This window comes from Microcystis sp. M061S2 (assembly GCF_020245605.1).
Classification (GTDB): Bacteria; Cyanobacteriota; Cyanobacteriia; order Cyanobacteriales; family Microcystaceae; genus Microcystis.
The window spans coordinates 38,891-63,494 of the sequence record NZ_JADBUP010000024.1; the positions used below are offsets into that span (position 1 = coordinate 38,891).

The 24,604-nt window shown below is 45.4% G+C and carries 23 protein-coding genes and 1 tRNA gene; 8 read left to right on the top strand and 16 right to left on the bottom strand.

Annotation, left to right across the window (positions count from 1 at the left end; translation table 11 throughout):
* Positions 1-19: 19 nt before the first annotated feature.
* The 3 genes from IM475_RS05415 to IM475_RS05425 form a co-directional block, all read right to left on the bottom strand.
* Positions 20-1,018, bottom strand: a complete 999-nt coding sequence (locus tag IM475_RS05415; RefSeq protein ID WP_287726922.1) for a PstS family phosphate ABC transporter substrate-binding protein — start codon at positions 1,016-1,018, stop codon at positions 20-22.
* Positions 1,019-1,038: 20 nt separating this feature from the next.
* Entirely contained in the window at positions 1,039-2,112 is a 1,074-nt protein-coding gene (locus IM475_RS05420; RefSeq protein ID WP_287726923.1) for a sulfate ABC transporter substrate-binding protein, read from the bottom strand.
* A gap of 109 nt (positions 2,113-2,221) precedes the next feature.
* The gene (locus IM475_RS05425; RefSeq protein WP_002763668.1) at positions 2,222-2,896 is read right to left on the bottom strand and encodes a cadmium resistance transporter; all 675 of its coding nucleotides are present in this window, start codon (positions 2,894-2,896) and stop codon (positions 2,222-2,224) included.
* A gap of 216 nt (positions 2,897-3,112) precedes the next feature.
* Here IM475_RS05425 and IM475_RS05430 point away from each other — a divergent pair, with 216 nt between their 5' ends.
* Positions 3,113-4,351, top strand: a complete 1,239-nt coding sequence (locus IM475_RS05430) for a sulfonate ABC transporter substrate-binding protein (protein WP_287660458.1) — start codon at positions 3,113-3,115, stop codon at positions 4,349-4,351.
* Between the two features lie 184 nt (positions 4,352-4,535).
* Here the strand turns inward: IM475_RS05430 and sigC are convergent, their stop codons facing one another.
* From sigC to psbZ, 9 genes are all read right to left on the bottom strand, one after another.
* Entirely contained in the window at positions 4,536-5,780 is a 1,245-nt protein-coding gene (gene sigC / locus IM475_RS05435; protein ID WP_287726924.1) for an RNA polymerase sigma factor SigC, read from the bottom strand.
* A gap of 232 nt (positions 5,781-6,012) precedes the next feature.
* The gene (locus tag IM475_RS05440) at positions 6,013-7,074 is read right to left on the bottom strand and encodes an anthranilate phosphoribosyltransferase family protein (RefSeq protein ID WP_287726925.1); all 1,062 of its coding nucleotides are present in this window, start codon (positions 7,072-7,074) and stop codon (positions 6,013-6,015) included.
* Between the two features lie 43 nt (positions 7,075-7,117).
* Positions 7,118-8,089, bottom strand: a complete 972-nt coding sequence (locus IM475_RS05445) for a LysR family transcriptional regulator (protein WP_287660461.1) — start codon at positions 8,087-8,089, stop codon at positions 7,118-7,120.
* A 182-nt stretch (positions 8,090-8,271) separates the two neighbouring features.
* Positions 8,272-9,519 carry a glutamate-5-semialdehyde dehydrogenase gene (locus tag IM475_RS05450; protein ID WP_287726926.1) on the bottom strand — a complete coding sequence of 416 codons (1,248 nt, stop codon included), beginning with the start codon at positions 9,517-9,519 and terminating at the stop codon, positions 8,272-8,274.
* A gap of 10 nt (positions 9,520-9,529) precedes the next feature.
* A complete protein-coding gene (locus IM475_RS05455) occupies positions 9,530-9,937 on the bottom strand; it encodes a hypothetical protein (RefSeq protein WP_287660463.1) in 408 nt (135 codons plus the stop codon).
* 171 nt (positions 9,938-10,108) lie between these two features.
* Positions 10,109-10,180: transfer RNA gene (locus tag IM475_RS05460), tRNA-Gly, on the bottom strand.
* Between the two features lie 18 nt (positions 10,181-10,198).
* The gene (locus tag IM475_RS05465) at positions 10,199-10,552 is read right to left on the bottom strand and encodes a hypothetical protein (protein ID WP_287660464.1); all 354 of its coding nucleotides are present in this window, start codon (positions 10,550-10,552) and stop codon (positions 10,199-10,201) included.
* Positions 10,553-10,607: 55 nt separating this feature from the next.
* Positions 10,608-11,153 (bottom strand): 6,7-dimethyl-8-ribityllumazine synthase, encoded by a 546-nt coding sequence (gene ribH / locus IM475_RS05470; protein ID WP_287660465.1) that lies wholly within the window; start codon positions 11,151-11,153, stop codon positions 10,608-10,610.
* A 155-nt stretch (positions 11,154-11,308) separates the two neighbouring features.
* On the bottom strand, positions 11,309-11,497 hold the full coding sequence (gene psbZ, locus IM475_RS05475; RefSeq protein WP_002732865.1) for a photosystem II reaction center protein PsbZ: 189 nt from the start codon (positions 11,495-11,497) through the stop codon (positions 11,309-11,311).
* Positions 11,498-11,660: 163 nt separating this feature from the next.
* Here psbZ and IM475_RS05480 point away from each other — a divergent pair, with 163 nt between their 5' ends.
* Positions 11,661-14,360: a CBS domain-containing protein gene (locus IM475_RS05480; protein ID WP_287726927.1), complete on the top strand. Its 2,700-nt coding sequence runs from the start codon at positions 11,661-11,663 to the stop codon at positions 14,358-14,360.
* On the opposite strand, the gene IM475_RS05485 is transcribed toward IM475_RS05480, so the two are convergent.
* Together IM475_RS05485 and rbp are read right to left on the bottom strand one after the other, a co-directional pair.
* Positions 14,357-14,521, bottom strand: coding sequence for an Asl3888 family RNA-binding protein (locus IM475_RS05485; protein WP_002733784.1), 165 nt, complete (start codon positions 14,519-14,521; stop codon positions 14,357-14,359). The genes IM475_RS05480 and IM475_RS05485 overlap by 4 nt on opposite strands.
* A 112-nt stretch (positions 14,522-14,633) precedes the next feature.
* Entirely contained in the window at positions 14,634-14,927 is a 294-nt protein-coding gene (gene rbp, locus IM475_RS05490; RefSeq protein WP_287660468.1) for an RNA-binding regulator, read from the bottom strand.
* 458 nt (positions 14,928-15,385) lie between these two features.
* Here rbp and IM475_RS05495 point away from each other — a divergent pair, with 458 nt between their 5' ends.
* The 5 genes from IM475_RS05495 to cdd all read left to right on the top strand — a co-directional run bounded on the left by IM475_RS05495 (position 15,386) and on the right by cdd (position 21,483).
* Positions 15,386-17,725: a DNA methyltransferase gene (locus IM475_RS05495; RefSeq protein WP_287726928.1), complete on the top strand. Its 2,340-nt coding sequence runs from the start codon at positions 15,386-15,388 to the stop codon at positions 17,723-17,725.
* Between the two features lie 224 nt (positions 17,726-17,949).
* Positions 17,950-18,954, top strand: a complete 1,005-nt coding sequence (pheS, locus tag IM475_RS05500) for a phenylalanine--tRNA ligase subunit alpha (RefSeq protein WP_287726929.1) — start codon at positions 17,950-17,952, stop codon at positions 18,952-18,954.
* Positions 18,955-18,967: 13 nt separating this feature from the next.
* Positions 18,968-19,312, top strand: coding sequence for a DUF4870 domain-containing protein (locus tag IM475_RS05505; RefSeq protein WP_004157929.1), 345 nt, complete (start codon positions 18,968-18,970; stop codon positions 19,310-19,312).
* A gap of 75 nt (positions 19,313-19,387) precedes the next feature.
* Complete coding sequence (locus IM475_RS05510) at positions 19,388-20,515, top strand: NAD(P)/FAD-dependent oxidoreductase (RefSeq protein ID WP_287726930.1); 1,128 nt, start codon at positions 19,388-19,390, stop codon at positions 20,513-20,515.
* 566 nt (positions 20,516-21,081) lie between these two features.
* On the top strand, positions 21,082-21,483 hold the full coding sequence (gene cdd / locus IM475_RS05515) for a cytidine deaminase (protein ID WP_287726931.1): 402 nt from the start codon (positions 21,082-21,084) through the stop codon (positions 21,481-21,483).
* Here the strand turns inward: cdd and IM475_RS05520 are convergent.
* Together IM475_RS05520 and IM475_RS05525 are read right to left on the bottom strand one after the other, a co-directional pair.
* Positions 21,480-21,776, bottom strand: a complete 297-nt coding sequence (locus IM475_RS05520; RefSeq protein WP_287726932.1) for a DUF433 domain-containing protein — start codon at positions 21,774-21,776, stop codon at positions 21,480-21,482. The genes cdd and IM475_RS05520 overlap by 4 nt on opposite strands.
* A gap of 292 nt (positions 21,777-22,068) precedes the next feature.
* Positions 22,069-23,331: a YcjF family protein gene (locus tag IM475_RS05525; RefSeq protein WP_287726933.1), complete on the bottom strand. Its 1,263-nt coding sequence runs from the start codon at positions 23,329-23,331 to the stop codon at positions 22,069-22,071.
* Between the two features lie 58 nt (positions 23,332-23,389).
* On the opposite strand from IM475_RS05525, the gene IM475_RS05530 reads away from it, so the two are divergent.
* Positions 23,390-24,565, top strand: coding sequence for a DUF4336 domain-containing protein (locus tag IM475_RS05530; RefSeq protein WP_287726934.1), 1,176 nt, complete (start codon positions 23,390-23,392; stop codon positions 24,563-24,565).
* Positions 24,566-24,604: the final 39 nt, after the last annotated feature.

The window sequence follows — 24,604 nt, forward strand, 5'->3', positions numbered from 1 at the left end:
GTTTAACAAAATTCCTTTTTTAGATAAAGTTCGTGATCGGTTCTCCCGGTTTAGCTTTGCCGAATTTCGATCCCGTTTCCCCGCGCTCGAATTTCCGCAGGGTTTTGACGTAGGCCTCATCAGGTAAAGCGACGTAACCCACGCCATCGACCCATTTCCAGGAATTTTCTAAATAGAAGCGCACGAATTTTTCCAGGGATGGATTCGTTTTTAAATTATTCTTGTTGACGTAGATAAACAGGGGACGGGAAAGGGGATTATAGACATTGCGGAGAACGTTATCGAGGGGAACCGGTTTGACGCATTTTCCTTCATTATTTTCGATCGCCACCAAGTTCAATCGATCTTGGTTCTGCATATAGAAAGAGATGCCTAAATACGCAAGCGCGGATGGATTGCCGATCACCCCCTGCACGAGGGCGTTTTGATTGCGGTTCGGGGTGAAATCGGTACGGCTATTTCTCCGTTTTCCCGTGATCGCTTGGGTGAAATAATCGAAGGTTCCCGTATCGGAAGGCGGGGCGAAAAGTAATAATCTCTCGTCGGGAAATTTGGGATTAATCTGTTTCCAACTGGTAATCCTACCCTCCGCTTTCGTGTTCCACATTTGATCGAGTTCTTTAATCGTTAAACACTTGGCGAATTGATTTTTTTTATTGACGATCACCGCCAATCCGTCGATCGCCATCGGTAATTCCAGAAATTCCACGCCGTTTTCCCGACATTTCTCGATCTCTTCTTTCCGGATCACCCGCGATGCCCCGGCAATGTCGAGATTTCCGGCGCAGAACTTACTAAAACCGCCCCCGGTTCCACTGGTGGCGACGCTAACCCGCGCTTCGGGATGGATTCTCTGATATTCTTCGGCAACGGCGAGGGAGAGGGCGAAACCCACCGCACCACCGTCGATCGAGACTGGCGCTTCTTTCTCGGCCGAGTCGGCCGGGCGACCGCAACCGGCGATCAAATTACTGGCCATCAGAAGGGAGATTAGGAAAAAACAATGAGAGAATTTCATAGATTAAAGCGGGAAAAATGTTAGGAAGCCGACTGGTTTTTAATCTGCTCGAAGATGCCGTTATTGGCCAGAAATTCCTTTTCGATCAACGTCCAACCCCCGAGATCTTGGGCGTTGAAAAGAGTTTCGATCGGCGGGAATTGTAATCCTTCATCCTTGGCCACGAAGGGATTGACCGATCGATAGCCTAATTTGGCCAATTCCTGTTGTGCCGGCTCGGAATAGAGGAAATTCACAAATGCCTCGGCCACCTCTCGCGTGCCGTGTTTATCGACATTTCTATCCACCACCGCCACGGGATTATCGATCGAGATATTGACCGGGGGGACTAAGTAACTGGTATCGGGTTGATTTCTTGCCGCTAGAATTACCTCGTTTTCGTAGGTGACTAAAACATCGCCCTTTCCCTCTTGGAAAAAGGCATTGCTGGCTTCCCGTGCGTCCCTAGCTAGGGTGGGAATCTTTTGATAGATCCGGCGGACAAAATCCCATGCCTGTTGCGGTTCGCCCCCCGTTTGCGTCACCGAACCCCAGAGGGCTAATAACTGCCAAATAGCGATCCCGGAAGTTTTCGGATCGGCGGATAGAACCGTAACGTCCTCTCTAGCCAGATCCGCCCAAGATTGAATCTTTTTCGGATTTCCCGCCCGCGTCACGATCGCCGCCACCGAGTGACTCACCACCCCCCGCCGCGGCACCCGATCTTCCCAACCGCGATTAATCAGGCCGGCTTGAGATATCCGCATCACGTCGAGGGGAAGGGCGAGATGTACCACGTCCGCCTCTTGTTTCCCGGCGATCACGTCATCGGCCTGGGCCAGGGAACCGCCGTAACTCCGCTGGAAAATGACTTTTTGGTTATGCTCTTTCCGCCATTTCTCGACGAATTTCGGGATAATCTGGTCGTGGGCGGCTTTCGTGACCGAGAAGGAAACGAGATTCAGTTTCACCTCCGGTTTCGAGCCGATTCCCCCGCAGGAGGCGAGGGCGAGACTTGCCAACATTCCCACTAACAGGAAGAAAAGAAAACTCCTCCCCGATAAGGAACGAAAGGGACGAAACAGCGATCGAATTGGCAACAATGATACATTCATCGGGATTTTCTCGATAAGGTTGCTCTAAACCAACTAATTTTTTCTTCTCTCTTCCTGAGTTCTGACTCCCGTGGGAGCCGGAGATTGGCGATTTTTACGGGGGCCTAATTTACCCGATGGGAATCAACAGGCGATAGGAGCCGTTATCGAGAATAATCCGTAGGCCCAACCACATCAGCACAAAAGGGAAAAGCTTACTCGCATAACGGCTGAGGACAACCGCGATCCCCGGTTGGCGGGTTAGATTATAGGAGAGAAATAACCAAGTACAGACGATTAGATAGCAGATCGGGATGATTACGGCTAACTGCGCCACGGTACTATTGGCGAATAGGGGAATATAGATACCGAGATTATTGCCGCCATTGGATATCGTGACCGCGGAAACTTTATAGGTTTGGCGATCGCTGAAGACTTGACCGAGGGATAGTCTGCGGGAGGCGAATCCGTGAAATCGGGCGTTTCTTCGCAAATTCACCTTGCGATCTGCGGTTTCCCTCTCGTTATCGCGATTTAACGTCAGTAAATTTCTCACACCGATGAGGATTGGCAAGATTCCGAGAAGACCGATATAAATCGGCGGGATGATTAAGCCGAGCAGAAAACCCAGCAAGCTCACCGATACTAAGGCCGTAAACCCGACTAGCTCGCCGACGACAACGTGAACTGGGCGAAAGGTACGATTTACCTCGCTAAAGAAGCCGGTTAGATAAATATTGTCGTCGAAGGTGGTGGCTATGCCGGTGGCCACCGCGATTTTGACGATTTCGATCAACCAATCCATCCATACTACCTCGATCTCTCAAATGCGGGCGCAATTTCATTTTAAAACTATATCATTTTCAATACATTTATAAATGTACTTTGTTACACAATCGAGGAGTCGTGGGTTTCTATAGTATGTAGATAAAACTAATGGCAGCTATGCCGAGGGAGTTTGTAAACCCTTCCCTCTTGTCTCCTTTACCGATAATAAATCTTGTTTTCTGCGAGAAATCCCATGCTCCACCGTTCGATCAAGTGTCTCTGGAAACCGTGGCGAAATTGCCGGGCAGTTCTTCCCGCAGTGCTTTTTGTGACCAGCCTGGTGGGGAGCTTTCTCCTGGCTGGATTTTCCGACACGATCGCCGTCGGTCAAAATTCTCGATCCGATAACCTGATTCTGAACCTCGTCGATAGCTTTAAATTCCCCCGGAATACCACTCCCCGGCTATTGGAAACCGTGGGATTATTTATCGCTGGAATTCTCTTCTGTATCGCGATCGATCGCTGGTTCAAGCGCTCAACCCCCTCCGATATCACTCCTCTCGCCAAACAAGCGCGGCGGCTAGGAACCCTCAAGATCGGCTATCCCGAGGGCATGACCAATCTGGAAGTTCTCCGCGCCCAGGCCTTTCTGGAAAGACGCTTAAAACCCTTTGGGGTGACGGTAACGTGGACGAGTTTTCTGGCCGCTTCCTCTCTGATCGAGGCCTTGAGCAACGGAACGATCGACTTCTGCGGTGGTGGCGGTACGGCGAGTATTTTCTCGCAAGCAGCCGAACACGTCTTCGTCCGGGTAGCCAAGGAAAAATATACCGCCCCGAAAGGTCAGGCGATTCTCGTGCCTGAGGATTCGCCAATACAGACCTTGGCGGATTTAAAAGGCAAAAGAATCGCCTTCGATCGAGGTTCGAGCGCCCATTACGTCCTCATCCGCGCACTGATGAGAGTGAATCTAGAATTAAGCGATATCGAACCGGTGTATGCGACTCAACCGGAAGCACTGGTGCTTTTTCGTCGCGGTGAGATCGACGCTTGGGTGGTCTGGGTTCCCTATTCCCCCACGGAGACGCGCACCTATCCGGGAAGATCGTTGGCCGATCTAGAGAGCATCTTCGGGGAAAACGCCTCTCTAGAAGTGCCGACCTATTATTATGCGGTTCCCGAATTGGTACGCGATTATCCCGATGTACTGAAGGTGATTTTAGAAGAGGTGAACGAGGCGGGTGCCTGGGCGAAACAACAGGAGTTAGAGGCGACGAGACGCTTGGCAGCTCACCACGAGATCGATCCAGCGATCGTGACTAATCTCGAACAACGGGCCTCTGAACGTGCCATTATCCCGATCGATGATCGCTCTCTGGTGGCCCTACAACACCAAGCTCATATCTTCCGAGACCTGAAGCTGATCCCCCATCGGGTCAATGTGCGCGACGGAACCTACACCCTACAGACGAAACAAAATTGGACATATTAATACTAAATCCGTTGAGTATAGGCTACATATCAGGATAGGCAAGAGGCAAGAGGCAAGAGGCAAAAGGAGGAATAAATAATCAGTTTTTAATAACAGGATTTAGGATTACTTTTTACTGTTTACTGTTCACTGAAAATACTCCCCACACCCTGCCCCCAGGAAAAACTTTTTCCACATACCCTAACTAACTCAACGCTTCAAAATAATCGCGAATTCGGTTACGTCGCTGGGGTTGACGCAATTTTTGCAAAGCTTTCAACTCAATTTGTCGCACCCTTTCCCGGGATAATGCCAAAGTGCGACTGATATCACCTAAAGAATAGGATTTACCATCGAGAAAACCATAGCGCAATTCAATCACCTCTCGTTCGCGAGCGGTTAAATCTGCCAATAATTCTCCCATATCTCTTTGCAAAGATTCATAGACAAGATGATTTTCTGAAGACAGTTCTTCGGTTTCCAAAAGGTCTAATAATTCCGTATCTTTTTCCTTACCTACCTTAATTTCCAAGGAAACCGAACGCGGCACGTTCATCAACACTTCCCGCACCGCTTCAGGGGTCAGAGCTAACTCTTGGGCAATTTCCTCTAGGGTCGCAGTGCGACCGCGCATTTGCGAGATTTTCCGTTGTGCCTTCTTAATTCTGTTGAGTTTTTCGGTAATATGAAGCGGTAAGCGAATAATCCGGCTTTGAGTTGCGATCGCTCTCGTCATTCCTTGACGGATCCACCAGTAGGCATAGGTACTAAAACGATAGCCTTTGCTGGGATCAAATTTCTTGACGGCCCGTTCTAAACCCAGGGTTCCCTCTTGAATCAAATCCAATAATTCTAAACCGCGATTCTGATATTTTTTGGCCACCGACACCACTAGACGTAAATTGGCCTTGATCATCTGTTCTTTGGCACGGGTACCAAGGGTAATAATTTCTTCTAATTTCCCCACTTCTAAGCCCGCTAGGTGCGCCCAACGCTGTTTTCCTGCTTTTAAAGCATTTTTTAACTCAGACACGGTGATTTGGGCGGTTTTTGCCCAACGTTCTAGGGCGGGACGATGGGCCAATTGAGCGGTCAGCCGATCGCGAACCTCCATTAACTTGACAAATTGCTGTACTTGTGCATCACCTTGTTGAACGGCAGTGGCGCATAATTTCAGTAAAGACAGATGACGCTGCACCTGTTGCGCTTGTTCAACTTCCTCGTCCTGTTTGAGTAGAGGCACTCTGCCAATATCCTGTAGGTACAAACGCACTAAATCAGTAGTTGTGCCGTTGCTGTAGCTTTTTTCGGGACTAGATACTAAATCATCTTCTAAATCACTGCCGAGAAAATCTTCATCTAGGTCGATCGAGTTTTCCTTCAATTTTAGGACAGAAAAAGAGGGAGAGATAAATTCAGTTTCGAGCGTCGAGGGATTAATTGCAGACATGGCGGCTTCTCTAGGGGCGACTGTGATAGGAATTAGAAACTTCTAAATCGTTCACCTTAGTCATAGCTTTCCCACTTGAGCGAGGAAATGATGCAGTCGGGAAAATTTTTTTCTCAAAAGTATTTATCTTTAAACCTAGAAGTTATACCAAGTCTGGGGTTTACCTTCTTAGTACAACTTCTCGAATTAATGATTGATTTAGAAGTAATTTCCCCTACAGCCCTATTCCTATCTATTCCTGATTTTCCAGATAATTACAGATTTGTTCTAGTTTAACCAGAGCTTTTCCCGACTGTAAACATTTTTGTGCTTGTTGGAAACCCGTGGGGATATCTGGGGCAATTCCACAGCGCCAAAGATAAAAACCACCGTTAAAAATTGCCGCATCGGTTAATTCATTATTTTCTCCAGCTAATAAACCCTTTAATTTAGGGGTGAGCATCTCTAAAGATTCGAGGGGATAATCCGAAGGACAGAAGCCATAATCGCGAGGATTTAGGAAAAATCGCTGAAAGGAAGGGGGATCGGTGGGATTTCCCAGACCAATAATCGTCGTCCGATTACAGGCTAAATCACAACTCCCCTCTAATCCTTTCACGGTGGTGAAGTGAGAGATATTTCTCAGGGCAAAAGTTTCGCGAAAACGATCTTCGGTGGGGGGGTGAACAAAACCCGATATTTGATGAATATTACCGACAAAAGGCGACCAGATTAACTCTACCGTGGCCATGGGAGGACGTTTACCGATTTGCTCCCGATAAGTAACAAGATTCTCTACTAGGGGAAAATGGCGCGGAATATAGAAAAAAGTCAATCCCGTGGTGATTAAACAGTCTTTCACTGCTGCTAAGGATAATTGGCTAAAATCTGCTCCTAATTGCTGCCAGATTTCCCTGAGAGAAATACCGTATTTAGTCGGCATTCGATCGCCCCCGTGCAGGACTACAGGAACCCCCGCCGCCGCTAAGATTAAAGTAGTGATCGGAGTAACCGGGGCAGTGCGAGAACGTCCATCGTAGGGATTGCCAAAAATAGTGATCGGATGCTGAAAAGAGGCTGATTCTAGGGTTATTTGCGGGCCAAGCTCGGCGTAGGCATCAAGCATTCCCGCTAACTCATCGCTGGTCGGGCGTTTAATGCGATGGGCAATCATAAAAGCACCGATTTGGGCCGGGGTTGCCTCTTGGGTTAACATCATCTTGGTGGCCATCGCCGCTTCGGGACGGGTTAAATTTCTGCCCGTATGGGTGCCACTACCGATCACTTTTAATAATTCTCGAAAAGTATCACTCATCTCAAGGAAGAAAATAAAGAGTAAATGGGATTGACGGGGATTGCTACGGCTGGACGTGGTGGTTTTCTAGGCTTTTAACCACACTTTGATTCATTTGCCGCACTAATTGACAGAAATGAGCGATCGGTGGTATCTGTAGGCGATCGCTAGTGGTGACGAGGACTACCTGACGGGTGAGACGATGACTAAATTTACCATTGTTAAAATGGGGATTTTCGCCACTAGGGGAAGCAAGAGGACGAATGGCGAGGGTAGCATCGCTACGCGCTTCCATCAGGGCAGATTGGGGCAGAAGAGCGATAATATTACCCTGACGCACCACACCGCGAAAAGCATCGAGGGTGTTTAATTCCATGACAGTTTTCAGGTGGGCATCCTGACGGGAAAACCATTCTTGTACTAATCTTTGCATTCCGTAGCCATCTTTGAAAACCACTTGCGGATAGGGGATTAATTCTGACCATGGCACTTCTTTGTATTGGGCGAGGGGATGATTAGCGGCCATGAGAATTTCGATCGCTTCTTGGTATAATACCTCGACCACCATCTCCGGGCTAGAGGTGAGAAAACGATTATTCATTACCAACGCCACATCTACTAAACCATCCCGCAGCACTTTTAAGGCGCGATCGCTGCCTAGTGCTGTCACTCTTAACTGAACTTCCGGGTATTCAGCACAAAATTTCGGCAAAATCGGCGGTAAATAATGGGCGCACACGGAATGAATCGCCGCCACGCACAATTCTGGCTGTTTTCCTGCCTGTAGGTCGGTGATTTCCTCGTGAACATTCGTCCACTCTTGACAAATCCGTTTCGCCCGGGGCAGTAATTTCTCCCCAGCAATGGTTAACTTCGCCTGGGCGGTACGATGGAAAAGAGGTAAGCCCAAATCGGTTTCTAGGGATTGAATCTGGCGGCTGATAGTCGATTGGGTGACTCCACACTGGCGGGCGGCTTGACCGAAATTGCCCGTATCGGCTACGGCTAAAAAGGCTTGCAATTGCTCGATCCGCATTCTTTCTCGTTTTAATTACATTCCCTCATGACTTTATGACAATAACGAATTTTATTCTGACTTTTGGTAGAAATTGCTACCGTTTTCTCAGTTATCAGTTACCAGTTATCAGTTATCAGTTATCAGATGTGAGTTTTCAGTTCACTGATTACTGTTTACTGTGGACTGATCACTGAAAAAAACTACCCCTGCACCACCTGTTTAAGGGTGGTAAAGGTTTCTAGGTTGATTAACCCCCGGCGCTGGCCTTTTTGGTTGGAAATGCCCAAAAATACCGATTCTCCCTGTTTGGGATTGCGATCGAATCGGGGTGAAGAATTGATATAAACTAAAGCACTATCGGACTCCATGGCAAATTGACGACTTTCTCGATAGGATTCGGTGACAATACAATCGGCATGACCGCTACTATACTTATTAATCCAAGCGATCGCATCAGTGAGGGTATCCACTAACCTAAAGGCCACCGTTTTTTCTAAATAGGGTCTTTGCCAATCATTATCGGTAGCAATGGTTAAATGTTCCGGAAAATCCGCCGCTAATCGGGTATCTCCCCGCAATTTAAAGCCTTTTTCCTGCAAACTTTTAAACAAACGACTTAAAGTCGAAGAATTCTGATGGGGACTAATTAAAACTTTTTCGATCGCATTAACCGGATCGGGTATACTGCCATGACTATCGATAATTACCTGACGGGCTAACTCCAAATCGCCACTAGGAGACCAATACAAATAACAGTTTCCCATCGCTGCGCGCAAAACGGGAACCGTGGCCAATTGACTCACTCGACCGATTAAACTAGGGCGACCGTAGGGAATAATTAAATTAACATAATTTTCCTGGGTCAGCAACTCCTCTAGGGAGGGACTAGAATCACAGGGTAAACCACTCACACAATCCACGGGTAAACCCACATCTTCCAATGCTTCTTGGATAATTTCCGTAATCACCCCATCGGAATGACTAGAGGCATTGGAACCCCGAATAATCAAACTATTGCCACTTTTTAGGGAAAATCCCGCCGCTACCATCGCTAATTCCGGAAAACCTTCATAGACGAAGGCAATCACTCCTAAAGGCATCCTTTGGCAATAGGTTTGGGAAGGATTCAGTTGATAGGCCGCGTTAATTACCTGTTGCAGCGGATCCGATGCTTCCGCTAGTTGTTGCAATACCTCCACCGTCGTCTCTAAACGTTCGGGAGTTAACCGTAACCAGCGAATCATTTGTTCCGAGACAGCCATCTCTCGACTGACTTCTAAATCGAGGGTATTGGCTTCTAAAATGCGATCAAAGCCAGTTTTAATGCCCTTAGCGATCGCGATTACCCCGCGATTTCTTTCATTGCCATTAAATTGACCTAGAGCCAGAAAAGCATTATATGCTTGCTTAAAGATCGTCAGGGGGGGGGGGGAGGAACTTTCGATCATAGATTCTTGTCTAGCGTCGATAGGCTAACCAAAAGATGAATGCGGGCAAAATAACTAATAGCATAACTAGAATTGCCCCAAAAATCACGCTTACCCCCGGCGGTGATTTTAAAATTAAGGGTAGCCAAACGATCGATAATAACAGAATTATCCCCATTATCAGGGGTAATACCTCTTGCCCAAGGCGCTGATTGGTACTCACCCAACGAAATCCCGTCCAGCGCCAAGTGCGTTTATAGGGATAGTGGGGGGCTAATTGTTCGATAATTTGGCCGTTTTCCTGTAGCACAAATATCTGTTGACAGCGATCGCAGCCAAAGGCATCGGTCAATAAAATCGGGCATAATGTCCCTTTCCGACGACAGGGACAAGGATAGTCTTGGTGTTGGTCGATTTTAGTGTATTTATGCGGTCGCACAAGCTAAATTTTTGTTTATAAACGGTTGTTTTTAGTCGCTCGTGGTCAATAGCTAAGGGATTCAACGGTTGCCCAAAATCCTCAACCCTGTTGCTCACGGGTAATTCCCATCTTAAGGGATATCCCTAAATTATTCATCCTGACCTTAAGGTATATTTCAAGATTTTTTCAAGCGGGCAACGCGATTCGAACGCGCGACATTCACCTTGGCAAGGTGACGCTCTACCACTGAGCTATGCCCGCAAGCCGTTTTTTTCACACTTACCTGAGTATGCCAAATCTCAGAGCATTTGTCAAGTAGTTGGGAGCATTTTTTGACAATGATTCATCTTCTGGCAAATCCCCCAAACCCGTAATAGCTTCGAGAACCACTTCTATCTTAGCCTGTAGTCGGTTGAACTGATGTTCCAAGCGATCAAAACGCTTGTCAATGGCGGCGAATTTTTCATCCACTGCGGCGAATTTTTCATCTATATGCCGTTCCATAGCGTCAAAAGCTGCCGTAATCCGCCCCTCTGGTTCTAAATCTAATTCCAGAGTCTTGATTCTCTCGACAGCGTTGACTAATTGCCGTCTGAGTTGGTTAATATATTTGTTCTGTTCAGCTTCGCTCATCAGTGGAACTCCAGGAGTGGGGACAACTAAAATCCTAAATGCCGGGGGAATTTTCTTAGCCTTCCATCAGTGCCTGTTGGGGATTATTTTGCAATAATTCTAGGGGTTTATCTTCATTCCGGGGGCGCAATTGACGCATGAGACTAGCCATTTCTAGGGCAGATAGGCCATAATTCCAGCCCAAATTACTCTTAATACCGGCCCGTTCGAGGGCCTGTTGTAGGGTATCAGTGGTGAGAATACCGAAGACAACGGGAACACCTGTCTGAAAAGCGGCCGCGGCGATTCCCTTAGCGGCCTCGGCGGCAACGTAGTCAAAATGGGGCGTTTGGCCGCGAATAATTGCCCCTAGACAAATAACGGCATCGTAACGGTGGGAAAGGGCGACTTGACGGGCTACCATTGGCACTTCAAAGCTACCTGGTACCCAGATATAATCCACTTGCGTGCCATCGGGATTAACATCAACCCCGTGACGCTTGAGACAGTCTTGACAGCCTGATAACAGTTTATCAGTGACGAGATCATTAAAACGACCAATCACGATCGCAAACCGCCAAGAGGATATATCCTCGGTAAAATTTCCCTCAAAAACAGTCATAGGTAAAAGGGGTTAGGAGTGGGAATTATGAATTATGAATTATGAATTGGGAGGTGGGAAGTGGGGAAGTGGGTAGTGGGGAGATGGGGTAGTGGGGAAGCTGTCTCATCACCCTATCACCCTATCTCCTCCTGTCTCCCGTCTCCTGATCAAGGCTAAATCACTAAAAAGTTTAAAATAGCGACGGCAACGACTAAAATCGCCCAAATTGCCGAACCCACATAGAGAAGGGGTTTCGATTGATCCCAGTTTTGGGGGGAAGCATAGGCAACGGGGACACCAATCACCATCAGCAAGGAAAATAAAACTAGGGCAATGAGAAAAAATTGAAAGACAATAGACATGATTGGGTTCTCCTAAAACACTTGATATTAGATAATTCTCCCTGATATAGTACCCTACCAAATTTTGTTACTTAATGGAAATGTGGGGGAGTGGGGAGAAAAAAGCTGATTACTGATTACTTTTTACTGAAAAGCCCCCAACCCCTAAAACCTCAAAAAAACTATGGATTTAATTTTATGTCATCAAACGGCGGATTTTGACGCTCTGGGGGCAGCGGTGGGTTTATCGTTGCTGAAAGCGGGTAGTCGCATTGTGTTGACGGGGGGAGCGCACCCAACAGTGAGGGAATTTTTGGCCCTGCATCGGGATGAATTCGCTTTAATTGAAATGCGTAGTGTCAATCCGGACCGTATTCGCTCTTTAATTATCGTTGATAATCAGTGGCGGGAGCGTCTGGGAAAAGCTTCCCAGTGGCTCGATTTAGACCATTTACAGGCGATCGAATTGTATGATCATCATTTGGATAGTGAAAGCGATATTCACGCCTCTAGCGTCCATTTAGAAGCGGTGGGAGCCACCACGACTTTAATTGTCGAAGCTTTACAAAAAGCCCACATTCAACCAAACTCGATGGCAGCGACGGTAATGGCACTCGGTATTCACGTTGACACGGGTTCCCTGACTTTTGCCGGTAGTACCCCCAGGGATGCCTATGCTTTGGCTTGGTTAATGACCTGTGCTGCTAACATTAAAACGATCGCCCAATACTGTCAACCGAGTTTTTCCCCGCGCTTACAGGAGTTATTTAGCCTTGCTTGGGAAAATCTAGAGATTAAAACGATCCATGGTCGTAAAATCGCCCATGTTCTCCTCCATACTGCCGATTTTATCCCCGGTTTGTCTAGTGTGGCCGAGCGCCTACTGGAATTATCCGATAGTGATGCGCTACTTTTTGCCCATAGTTATAGTAAAGACGAGGAAGATAATTCCCGACAGCGTTTAACCGTGATCGGTCGCTCTAGAATCGATGGGGTGAATCTATATCGGCTTTTTTCCCCCTATAACGGCGGTGGTCATGCTCAGGCCGCTTCGGTGAGTTTTCGCGATGTTCAGCCAGTTCAACAGTTAAACCAACTACTGGGGGACTTAATTGCTCAAATTCCTCCTTCTCCCACTGCTAGGGATTTAATGTCTTCTCCGGTGCGAACCATTCGTCCCGATACTTCCATATCTCAAGCCGAGCGCATCCTTTTCCGTTATGGCCATTCGGGGTTATCGGTGGTAGATGAGCAGGATCGCTTAGTTGGGGTGATTTCTCGTCGTGACCTCGATTTAGCTCTCCATCACGGCTTTTCTCGCTCTCCCGTGAAGGGATACATGACTTGTAATCCGAAAACTATTACCCCCGACACTTCCCTTCAGGAAATCGAGTCGCTGATGGTAACGTATGATTTAGGGCGTTTACCTGTACTAGAAAACGGGCAGTTAGTCGGTATCGTCACTCGTACAGATGTATTAAGACAGATTCATCAAAATGAGCGGGTGCGTTTTGAAGGGGTTGCTTTGGTTTCCTGTCTTTTACCGACGATTAAAGAGCGTTTAGAGCCGATTTTATGGTCATTCCTGCAAGCTGCCGCCACTGCCGCTCAAAAACGCGGTTGGCATCTCTATCTGGTTGGGGGTGCGGTGCGCGATTTATTGTTAGCGGCAGCAAGGGATACTTTACTGTTACAGGATATCGATTTAGTGGTGGATGGCGGCCATCGCGCCGCCGATGTGGGTGCGGGGGTAGAATTGGCTAATTGTTTACGCGAAATTTATCCGGGGGCCCGGTTATCGATTCACGGGGAATTTCAGACGGCGGCTTTGTTATGGCACAAAGATGAGCGTTTTGGCTCGTTATGGGTGGATATCGCTACGGCACGCACGGAATTCTATCCCTATCCTGCCAGTAATCCCCAAGTGGAGGCTAGTTCGATTCGACAGGATTTGTATAGAAGGGATTTTACAATTAATGCTCTGGCAATTCGCCTAACTTCGCCGAAAGAGGGGGAATTACTCGACTTTTTTGGCGGTATGTTGGATTTACGCGCTCAACAAATCCGGGTTCTCCACGCTAATAGTTTTATTGAGGATCCGACGCGCATCTATCGAGCGGTGCGTTTTGCCACTCGGTTAGGATTTGTTATTGAACCCTTGACAGAAAACTATATTAGGTATGCGATCGAAAGTGGAGTTTATGAGCGCTCACGGCAAGAAAATCAGAATGCACCCGCTTTACAGTCCCGTTTAAAAGCGGAGTTGAATTATATTTTAGAGGCGGATTACTGGGAAAGTGCCTTAGAAAAGTTGGCCGATTTGGGGGCTTTGCACTGTTTACACGGAGATTTAAGTTTAAATCGGGCTTTATGGCGACAATTGCGCTGTCTCAGTCGTTGGTTAGATTGTTTAAGTCTGGAATTGCCGGTGAATGCCTGGTTAATGCGGTTGGAATTATTAATCGCTTCTCTGGCTATGGGGGAAAGAATAGCGATCGCTAATAATTTACAATTGCCCAAAGATACTGTGGAGCGTTTACAAAAACTAGAAGTTATGGAAAGAGAGATTAGCAATAATTTTGCTTATGATCGACCCGTTAGTCAAATTGTCAGCTTTTTCAACGGTTATAAGGTTCCTAGTTTGTTATTGGTGGCGGTGAGGAGTGAGACTAGGATGCGGGCTTTAATCTGGCAATATTTAACTAAATGGTCGCAGATTGAGGCTCCTATCGACGGCAATGACCTTAAAGCTTTGGGTTATCAACCAGGTCCCCAGTTTAAATCGTTACTTGCGGCGGTATTGGGGGCAACTTTAGATGGAATAGTCAGCAATAAAAGCGAAGCCAGGGCTTTTATTGCTAGATTAACTAAGTCAGCAGATTAGGTATCGGCTGCCCCTTCATTTTCCGAAGATTGTCTTTGATCGCTGGAATAACCGCCTCTACCTCCTCTGGTGGTGGTACGATTAGAGGCAGCCCGGAATTGACGAGCGTAGGCGCGGTTGCGTTCAGCTTTTTCTTTTTTCAAATTACGACGTTTAGCCACAAGAATCTCCTTGCGATATTAGATAGACAAGCGGGGAAACGAGCGATCGCTTCCCCTGTTGACAATGAAAACAAGTTAGGTAATCATAACCTAGAATGGTTACGATCAGGGATTAGTAGCGACGATCTCGATTGCGATTGCCACCACCGAAGGAAGGTTTGGGTTCTCTTTCACGAGCTTGATTGACTTTTAATTCTCGTCCCATCCATTGGGCGCCGTCAAGAGCGGCAATAGCGGCCGATTCTTGCTCTGGGGTTTCCATTTCCACGAAAGCGAATCCGCGTTTTCTTTTCGTTTCCCGATCCATGGGGAGGTGAACGCGCTTGATTTCACCATATTCGGTAAAAACCTCAACTACGTCTTCTTGGTCAACCTCGAAGGGGAGATTACCAACATAAATTGACATAAAACCTATCCTTGCACAGATAAAAACAACAGATTTGTAGAGAACGAAGATTTCGGGAACTAGCTGAACCAATACTAAACAGAAACGCTTTGACCATTAATACTGACAACGAGCCGCAGTGCCGACTTTTATTCTCAACCTCCATCCTAGCACATAGCTATTAGCTTTGATCGATTCTGCCTCTCTCGCCACGGGAGCAGATGAACTAGACTAGAATGCTGCCCTATAAAATGCCCTAATTATGAGTTTATCCCCCCATCCGCTCGAAACTGCCCTAAAAACCCTGGAAACTAAGGCCGAGGATTCGATTTCTGGGGTGCTTTCCCCACCTGTTGCCGAGAAACGGCAACAAGAGCCGGACTTCCTCCGGCAGTGCGTAGGATGCTCCCAAGAGGGTATCCTCGCCATACCCTCACATCTGGGTACAGTAATATATAGAACTCTATTCTTAAGGCCAGATGAGTGCTTCCTCCTTCGACTATAGAATGATCGATCCCATTTCTGGGCCGATCGATCCCAAAAAACAAGGGACGTTACGCCATTGGGGAAGTCATCCCTATTTTACCAGGCGCGCTTGGAATGTGGTACAGGAATATATTAAGCGTTTTAGTCAGGTGGGAGATGTGGTTTTAGACCCCTTTGGGGGATCGGGAGTGACTGCGGTAGAGGCTCTAGTTTTAAAGCGAAAGGCGATTTACTCGGATATTAACCCGATGGCTGGTTTTATCTGCCGCAATATCGCTGTTAGTCCCGTTAACATCGATGATTTTCGGTCTGCTTTCGATGACATCGCCAGAAATTGTCAGGAAAAGATTGAGGAAGTTTATCGAATGTCTCCAGAAGAAGCGGCGGATTTAGAGATTCCCTATTGGTATCCGCAAGGGGTTCGTTTACCGAAAAATGCGGACGCAGAATCTGTAGAAAATTTGTTTACCAAACGTCAATTATTTTCCCTTTCTCTAATTCTCAACCATATTGAGTTAATTACCGATCCGATCATTAAAGATTTAATGAGGTTTACTTTCTCGGCAACTCTCAATAAAACCAATTTAACCTTTAGTTCCACGAGAGGAAGAATAGAAAGCCGGGGAAATAGCGGAATTATGCACCGTTATCGCTATTGGATTCCTCCTCAAACTATCGAGCTTAATGTCTGGGAACAATTCGAGCAGAAATTTAAGGGGACGGCAAAATTCAAGATCGAAACTAATACAGTAATCGGTGATTTTTATCAAGAAAATTTTTCAATTTTTGATTTCTCAGCGACGGACTTAACTGGCATATCGTCCGAATCCGTGGATTATATCTATACCGATCCTCCCTACGGACAACATATTGCCTATTTAGAGCTCTCGACTATGTGGAATGCTTGGCTAGGATTTGAAGTGAGCGATAACGCAAGAGAATTGGAAGTGATCGAAGGAGGAGATTTAAAGAAATCGAAAGAAACTTACATCAATTTGTTATCGAATTCCATTCGAGAAATGTTTCGAGTTTTGAAATTTGATCGCTGGATGAGTATTGTTTTTGCTCACAAAAATCCTGCCTATTGGGATGCGATCGTTAAATCTGCTCAAGAAGCTGGTTTTGAGTATGTAAATTCCTCTGTACAACATTCTACTACGCCCTCATTACACAAAAAGAAAAATCCTCTGACTGTCCTATCGGGAGAGTTAGTTTTAAACTTTAGAAAAGTGAATAATCCCAAAACAATCGCCATCAGTAAAGTCGGGATCGATATCCTGCAAATTATTAAAGAAGTGGCCGAGATGACAATCGTTAAAAGTTCGGGTGCTTCCACAGAAGATATTTATAATGCGCTCATTCCTAAATTATTGGAAAATGGCTTACTAACCCAAGTCAAGAAACAAATAGATGATATTACTCCTTTGTTAAAAGAGGAATTCAACTTTTCGGAATTAGATCATCTCTGGAGAATTCGTACAAATACGAAAATCGGTTGCTTTATTCCGCTAGAAGATAGAATAAGATTTTATCTCTTAGATTTTCTAACTGCCAAAAAACGACAGGGAAAAGTAGCAACTTTTGATGAAATTATTTTTGCGGTCATGCCTAACCTGATCAACGGGACAACACCAAGCGATCAATCGATTTTAAAGGTTTTAGAAAAGTTAGCTTATTCTGCCGATGGTCGGCACTGGCAACTAGGGCAAGAAGAAGGTCTTCAGCTAACTCTCGATTTAAATATAGAGCCAATTTCTTCCGTTTTAACTGGTTTAGATTTTCCCAAACAAGCAGATAAAATTCCTCACGATCAAATTATCTACGCTCTGGCAAAAATTGCTATTGCTGTCGGATTAAAGCCTTATATTGGCAAAAAAGAACAATCTACAGGTTATTGGAATGGAGAAGCTTTTAAAGATATTTCTCTAGAAAAATTACCGATCGATAAATTAGGAAAGTGGGACAGAGATAAAATACAACAGATCGATCTCATCTGGTTTAATAACTTAGGCGATGCAGTGTTCGCTTTTGAAGTAGAAACCAGTACACCGATCACCACAGGAATCGATCGCTTTATGGAATTACTAAAAATTTATCCAGAACTGGCAGGAAAACTTGTGTTAATTGTTCCACCGAAGCGAGTCAACAAACTGAAAAAAATTCTTAAAGATTCCCACTATATTGGACATCCTCTCTATATGGAGAATAAATTAGTCTATAGTTTTTCTAATCAAATTGCCGAAGTTTACCAGAAACTCTCCTCGTCAACTAAACTAGAATTATCTGCGGTTTTTGCCTCGATCGAGTTCATTTTAAAAAAACCAGAAATCTGATGCAATCAAGAGAAGCTGGTTCCCATTGAAAGTTCTAGGTTCGACGAGGCACTCATGCAATAAGCTCCCATTTGATCAGAGGGGAGAGGGAGCGATGAACATGATACAGCAAACCATCTCAGGGAATCGTCACCCCGGAAAGCAAATCGCCCCTGCAACTGTCTCCCCAAATTCCCCCTCTTGATAAACTAGACTAGAATGCTGCCCTATAAAATGCCCTAATTATGAGTTTATCCCCCCATCCGATCGAAACTGCCCTAAAAACCCTGGCAGGGAAAGCGGAAAATTCCATCGAAGAAACAACAACCCTAGAAGACTTAGAACAGCTAAGGGTGAATTATCTCGGTAAGAAAGGAGAATTATCGCAGATTTTACGCGAAATGGGCAAATTAACCCCTGAAGAGAGACCGCGCCTCGGTGCGATCGCTAATGAGGTCAAAGAATTAGTACAATCGCTGCTGGAATCCCGGCGAGAAAGTCTCCAGAATGCCCAAATTAAGGCGAAATTAGCGGCGGAAACCCTCGATGTCACCCTACCTGCTCTTAGCCGTCCTTTAGGGCGAATTCACCCCTTAAATAGCACAGTTGATCGCATGATCGATATTTTCGTCGGTCTGGGTTACAGCATCGCCACCGGGCCGCAGGTAGAAAGCGATTATTATAATTTTGAGGCTTTAAATATCCCTGCTGACCATCCGGCCCGGGATATGCAGGATACTTTTTTCTTGAGTGATGGTCGTTTATTGCGGACCCATACCTCCCCGGTGCAGATTCGCTACATGGAAAGTCACGAACCCCCAATTCGGATTGTGGCCCCGGGCCGTGTTTATCGTCGCGATACCGTGGATGCAACCCATTCTGCGGTTTTCCATCAAGTGGAATTATTAGCGGTGGACCAGGGATTAACCTTTACGGATTTGAAAGGAACAATTAAAGAATTTCTTAAGCAAATGTTTGGGGCCGATTTACCAGTTAAATTCCGCGCTTCCTACTTCCCTTTTACCGAACCCTCGGCCGAGGTAGATGTACAGTGGAAAGGCAAATGGTTGGAGGTGATGGGCTGTGGTATGGTGGATCCCAATGTCTTAAAAGCAGTCGGTTATGACCCCCAAATCTATACGGGTTTTGCTGCTGGTTTTGGCGTGGAAAGATTTGCTATGGTATTACATGAGATAGACGATATTCGCCGTTGTTATAATAGCGATATCCGCTTTCTCCGCCAATTTTAGGGGGATAAACCCGATGGTCAAGAGTGAAGATTTAACCAAAAAAAGACTCCTATCCGTGGCTTGTCATGCTTCGATCCTTTTGAGTGCTACGCTGGTATCGGTGGGGATTCCCTTAGCTATTTATTTCATTTCTGATGATGGAACGGTGAAGGAAAACGCCAAAGAAGCTTTAAACTTTCACCTGAATATGTGGTTATACTACCTAATTGCTGGGATTCTAATTTGGGTTTTAATCGGTTATTTGCTTTTAGCGATTCTTGGTGTGGTGAACATTGTTCTCCCCATTCTTGCTATCCTGCAAGTCTGGAAAGATGCTTATAAGGTTTTCCGTTATCCTTTTATTTTCCGGGTTCTGTAATTAATTATCGGGGTTGAAACCTGTTCAACCCTTTTTTTGGTCCTATTCCCACTAGAAAAATAGCCTCTGGAGTTTATGACTAAAATTGTCATCATCGGTGCGGGGATAGTGGGGGCCACCATTGCCTACGAATTAAGCGCCATCAAAGGATTAGAAATTACCCTCATCGATGAAAAAAAACCAGGACAGGGAGCAACTGGGGCAGCTTTAGGGATTTTAATGGGTATTATCAGCCATAAAACTAAAGGTAGAGCCTGGAAACTGCGGCAAGAAAGTTTAAAACGTTACGAAACCCTCCTTCCTGAGCTAGAATCCCTCACCGGACTGACTATTCCCTGTAACCGTGATGGTATTGTCCTACTGCGATCGAGTGCCGAAGACGAAGAAAATTGGCGCAAGTTAGCCCAAATCCGCCAAGAACAGGGATATTGTCTAGAAATCTGGGATAAAGAGACTTTAAACCAAAAATGTCCCCAAGTGGCCAGCGATCATCTCCATGGTGCCATCTATTCGCCCAGTGATCATCAAATTAATCCGGCCCTGCTCACGGAGGCTCTCGTCGATGCTGCGGCAAGAAGGGGGGTAAAATGTCAATTTGGGGTAAAAGTTGAAAATTTTGGGAAGACAGAGCTTCATGGCTCTAATTTGAGGCAATGCACCCACGTTTATAGTTCTAATGGTATAGAGGAAAGCGACTTTTTGATTCTTTGTGCGGGAATTGGTTCTACTGCTTTAACCGAAACTCTTACCCATCCAGTGGAAATCCGACCGGTTTTAGGGCAAGCTTTACAGATAAAATTGACGCAAACCTTAGAAAGTTCCGATTTTAAGCCGATTTTAACGGGAAATGACCTGCATATTCTGCCTTTGGCCGGAGCAGAATACTGGATTGGAGCAACGGTGGAATTTATGGACGAAAAGGGCGAAATTATCGCCGATACTGCCCTATTAGAGCAAGTGTATCAACAGGCGATCGCTTTTTGTCCCTCTTTGGCCGCGGGTGCGATCGTGCGTACTTGGTCTGGTAAGCGACCGCGACCGGAGAAAAAATCCGCTCCCATCATCGAATATTTGCCCGGATACGATAACGTTATTCTGGCCACGGGACACTACCGTAACGGGGTTTTATTAGCCCCCGCTACCGCTAAAATCGTCAGGGAAATGTTAAGTGATAAGTTAGGGTTTGCTGAAAAAGTTTGTTGATGGGGTTAGGAGTCGGTATTCGGCTTTTTTCTCCCCTCTCTACAATAATTACTCGCAGCCAGAAATACGTTGCTTATTATCATACTTTGTGCTTTTTGTCAAAAAAACTTTTTTTTTGCAATAAAACTACATAAAAAAAAGATCATCGTTGTGGGTGAAATTGACTGATTTAACCGTCTTAATTAGGATCACCTTCTAGGTGTGGCAAGGGTTTCAACCACTGCTGCCCAAAAAAGCACAAAACAGCCCATTATGAAATTCAGTAAAATCGCTGTAACCATCATAACATCGTTGTTAAATAAAAATCTTTCTCAATTAATTCTTAAGAATTTATAAATATTGCGGAATGTTAATTTAAATATTCTCAAGTTTTTGCAGTCAATAAATAATTTTTGCTTATCTTTGTCGGAAAATAGAACTCCCGCAACAATCCAACATCTACCATTGGGTTAGGAGTCAGTTATCAGTTATCAGTTATCAGTTATCAGTTCACTGAGAAAATTCCCCACACCCTACACCCCACTTCCCCAATTCCCCAATTCCCCTCTCCCTGCTATCGGCAGCCGATGACCCTATCTGACCAAGAAAGACAACAACTCTGTGACACTGCTCGGGAAGTGGCGAAACTTTCCTATTCTCCCTATTCCCGTTTTCGGGTGGGGGCAGCGGTCTTGACAGATAAAAAGATTTATGCTGGTACTAATGTGGAGAACGCTAGTTATGGCTTGAGTTTGTGCGCGGAAAGGGCAACTTTAGCGCAAATAATCGCGGCAGGCGATCGAGAAGTACGGGCGATCGCTATAGCCTGTATCGATGGTAAGAATGATATTAGTCAGTTAACTCCCTGCGGAGCCTGTCGTCAATGGATAGCCGAATTAGCGCCGCAAGCGGAGATTATTGTCTGTGGAACCCAGCAAAATTATTGTTTTAATCTCTCGGATTTACTGCCTTTTTCCTTTCGTTTTTAACTGTGGGTATAAAAAGGCGACTTGGCAGCTTGATTAGTCATATTTTCTTGTACTTGTTGCCATTCCATTGTGATTTCTTGGTCAATTTCTTCTTGATGGTCAAAATAGTAACCCATGGCTGCATGAGCTTCGGCTAGGGTTAAATAAAGGTGTTGACGACAGATTTCTTCTACCGACCAACCATAGGCGATGTAGTCCATGACAATTTGAGCAACGCGGATACGCGGTAATCTTTGTAAATGTGCGGGTTGGTCGTCACTTTTTTCTATGTGTGGATAGGTTAGAGCTAACATAGGGCCTCTAGTTAATTGATTTGACCTATTCTAACAGTTTTAGGCGTTGCTGAATCAAGATATGAATGCTAATTGTGCATCGTATCCACAACCAACGCTGAGGACTAGGTTTGAAAATAGGCAGTGCCTTCGGTATTGTACTGAAAACGTCTAACTGATAACTGTTATTAGTCGGTTCCCCCTCAGACACTGGACGAATCTATATCTACATACCACAAATTCTTAAGATATTTTCCCATCGCTCTAGAGTGTATCAGATTTATGTGAAATGACTATATTCTTTGAATACCGATCAATTATCTCCTCCCGTAGCGACATTTTTAAATCTTTCTTGGGCAGCAGAAAAAGCCTCTTTCATCACCCTTTGAATCCTCTTAGGATCGGGTTTTTTACCCCCCATTAAATCGCCAAAATAGACACAAGCGCCCTCTCCTAGGGCCCAGGTATAGGCAGCGGACCAAGAAGCGGCGATAACACTGCCAAAACCGGGGATAAATTTCACCAATTCCCGACCGATGGCCTGGGCCAAAAAGCCGCCAGCGATCGCACTGACGACTCCGCCGGCTTGGGATGGGGTTAAGACTTGACCGTATAATTTGCCTAAAACCCCCACCATTGACACTTGTAGGGCGGTTAACACGGGCATAGTCGCTAAGGGTAAGGGAATCGCCGCCAAGGTCGCCGCTATGACGGAAAAGGCTAACATATAGCGTCGGGCCACGTCCCGATAGAGATTGCCTAATTTATTGCTGGTTTCCCGATCTAAAAGTTGGTGGATGGTGTTAGCCTCGGCTTTTGGCAATAAATCAGCTAAATTGTCTCTAAATGCCTCTAAACCGTAAAAAACAGGGTTGTAACCGTCTTCCTCTAGGGTAAAATCTATTAGCACAGAATTGTCATATAAATCCTTAAAAGTTTCTTTAATTTCTTGATAGGCGCGATTGATATCCTCGAAATCGGGAGGATAAGGGGGATGATCGGCGATATTAGGAGGATAAAGCTGATGAAGGCAGGTGACAGCCAGTAAACAGGGGATTTTAGGATATTTTTGCCGCAGTTGTTTGGTAATTTCCAGAAGGCTATCGGTGGCAAAATCATTAATTTTTACCGTCACGATAAAAACTTGGGCGCGTCCCGTGTTTTCGCTTAAATCTGCCAATAATTCCGCGATTACCTTGTCTGTGTGTTGATAGGCATCCCCTAACCCCACCGTATCGGTAAAAATTAACAGGGGTAAGTCTTCTGCGGGGTAGGTGTAGCGCTGGGTGTTTTCGGTGTGGGGACGGAAACCTTGCCCGACGATTTCCGCCGAAACTCCCGTTATTCCCCGAATAATCGAACTTTTTCCCGTTTGGGGTTTGCCGATTAACAGCGCCTCGGTGGTGGGTAATTCTTGACGGACTTTTTCTAAAATTTCCGCCACTTGACTGTCACTAACACTAAACCACTGGAGGACAGTATTAGTCAACTGGTCGATGGGGAGTCTTTTCATCACTTCCCCCGTGAGACTATTCCAAGTATTGACCAAAGAATCAATGGGCAGTTTATTAGTCATGGGGATTAGAAGGGTTTATGATAACTAAAATAGAGATTTTCAGCGATAGAATCAGACGATGACAAAAGCCGCAATTAGTCCGCAAGATTTATCATGGCCTTTTTGGCCAATTGTACCACTTTATCCCTACGGTCAAAGACGGACAATTCGCCAAGAAGTGGTGAAAGATACGCTCTGGACATTTGAGCAATTGCAGGGTATTTTCTATGTGGTTGTGCCGATTCGCATGACGGTAATTAAGTTAGCATCTGGGGGTTTATTTGTTTATGCACCTGTGGCCCCGACTCCGGAATGTATTCGCTTGATGCGTGAGTTGGAAAGTGAACACGGGGAAGTTAAATATATTATTTTGCCGACGATTTCTGGGATTGAACATAAGGTTTTTGTCGGTCCTTTTGCCCGTTATTTTCCTAAGGCTATAGTTTATGTTGCTCCTAATCAATGGAGTTTTCCTCTTAATTTACCTTTGAGTTGGTTGGGGTTACCGGCAAAACGAACGGAAATTTTACCTGCTGACTCGGCAACCACTCCTTTAGGAAAAGATTTTAGTTATGAAATTTTACCCGCAATTGATCTGAATGTGGGATACTTCTCGGAAGTGGCTTTTTTTCATCACTACTCTCAAACTCTGCTGCTAACCGATGGCATTATTTCTATCCCAGAAAATCCTCCCGCTATTTTAGAATTAGACCCCTATCCGCTGCTGTTTCACGCTAAAAATAGTGCTAAGGATATGGTGGAGGATACTCCAGAAAATCGCCGTCGGGGTTGGCAGAGAATTTGTCTTTTTGCTCTTTATTTTCAACCTCCTGTTTTAGCTGTTCCCAATTGGATTAAGGTCTTTCGAGATGCTTTTACTGCTCAGGAAAGGAGTAAAAAAGCCTATTTTGGTTTATTCCCTTTTCAATGGGGTGATGATTGGCAAAAGACTTTTTTAAATTTGCGTCGAGAGGGGAGGTTAATAGTAGCCCCAATTTTGCAAACTTTGATTCTTAATCGCACTACTGACGAGGTTAGTCAATGGGTTGATAGAATTTCCCAATGGCCGATTAAACAGGTTATTCCTTGTCATTTTGCTAGTCCAATTCAAGCTGATAGTCAAGAGTTTCAGCAGGCTTTTTCTTTCTTGTCAAAAGATTCTTATTTACCTAAAAATGACTTGGAATGTTTAGAAAGTATTGATAGTTTTTTAGTGCGCTGGCGATTGACTCCTCCTCCTGATAAAAAATTGTAATTTATGGCTGAGAACTGCTATAATGTATTCGGTTGTTAG

Bases quoted from the DNA above. Each gene is read 5' to 3' on its own strand.
- IM475_RS05480 (WP_287726927.1), top strand. From the start codon at position 11,661: ATGGATTTAATTTTATGTCATCAAACGGCGGATTTTGACGCTCTGGGG.
- sigC (WP_287726924.1), bottom strand. From the start codon at position 5,780: ATGTCTGCAATTAATCCCTCGACGCTCGAAACTGAATTTATCTCTCCC.
- IM475_RS05525 (WP_287726933.1), bottom strand. From the start codon at position 23,331: ATGACTAATAAACTGCCCATTGATTCTTTGGTCAATACTTGGAATAGT.
- IM475_RS05415 (WP_287726922.1), bottom strand. From the start codon at position 1,018: ATGAAATTCTCTCATTGTTTTTTCCTAATCTCCCTTCTGATGGCCAGT.
- pheS (WP_287726929.1), top strand. From the start codon at position 17,950: ATGAGTTTATCCCCCCATCCGATCGAAACTGCCCTAAAAACCCTGGCA.
- IM475_RS05530 (WP_287726934.1), top strand. From the start codon at position 23,390: ATGACAAAAGCCGCAATTAGTCCGCAAGATTTATCATGGCCTTTTTGG.
- IM475_RS05445 (WP_287660461.1), bottom strand. From the start codon at position 8,089: ATGCGGATCGAGCAATTGCAAGCCTTTTTAGCCGTAGCCGATACGGGC.
- psbZ (WP_002732865.1), bottom strand. From the start codon at position 11,497: ATGTCTATTGTCTTTCAATTTTTTCTCATTGCCCTAGTTTTATTTTCC.
- IM475_RS05520 (WP_287726932.1), bottom strand. From the start codon at position 21,776: ATGTTAGCTCTAACCTATCCACACATAGAAAAAAGTGACGACCAACCC.
- IM475_RS05450 (WP_287726926.1), bottom strand. From the start codon at position 9,519: ATGATCGAAAGTTCCTCCCCCCCCCCCCTGACGATCTTTAAGCAAGCA.
- IM475_RS05440 (WP_287726925.1), bottom strand. From the start codon at position 7,074: ATGAGTGATACTTTTCGAGAATTATTAAAAGTGATCGGTAGTGGCACC.
- cdd (WP_287726931.1), top strand. From the start codon at position 21,082: ATGACCCTATCTGACCAAGAAAGACAACAACTCTGTGACACTGCTCGG.
- IM475_RS05425 (WP_002763668.1), bottom strand. From the start codon at position 2,896: ATGGATTGGTTGATCGAAATCGTCAAAATCGCGGTGGCCACCGGCATA.
- IM475_RS05420 (WP_287726923.1), bottom strand. From the start codon at position 2,112: ATGAATGTATCATTGTTGCCAATTCGATCGCTGTTTCGTCCCTTTCGT.
- ribH (WP_287660465.1), bottom strand. From the start codon at position 11,153: ATGACTGTTTTTGAGGGAAATTTTACCGAGGATATATCCTCTTGGCGG.
- IM475_RS05495 (WP_287726928.1), top strand. From the start codon at position 15,386: ATGAGTGCTTCCTCCTTCGACTATAGAATGATCGATCCCATTTCTGGG.
- IM475_RS05430 (WP_287660458.1), top strand. From the start codon at position 3,113: ATGCTCCACCGTTCGATCAAGTGTCTCTGGAAACCGTGGCGAAATTGC.
- IM475_RS05505 (WP_004157929.1), top strand. From the start codon at position 18,968: ATGGTCAAGAGTGAAGATTTAACCAAAAAAAGACTCCTATCCGTGGCT.
- IM475_RS05465 (WP_287660464.1), bottom strand. From the start codon at position 10,552: ATGAGCGAAGCTGAACAGAACAAATATATTAACCAACTCAGACGGCAA.
- IM475_RS05510 (WP_287726930.1), top strand. From the start codon at position 19,388: ATGACTAAAATTGTCATCATCGGTGCGGGGATAGTGGGGGCCACCATT.
- rbp (WP_287660468.1), bottom strand. From the start codon at position 14,927: ATGTCAATTTATGTTGGTAATCTCCCCTTCGAGGTTGACCAAGAAGAC.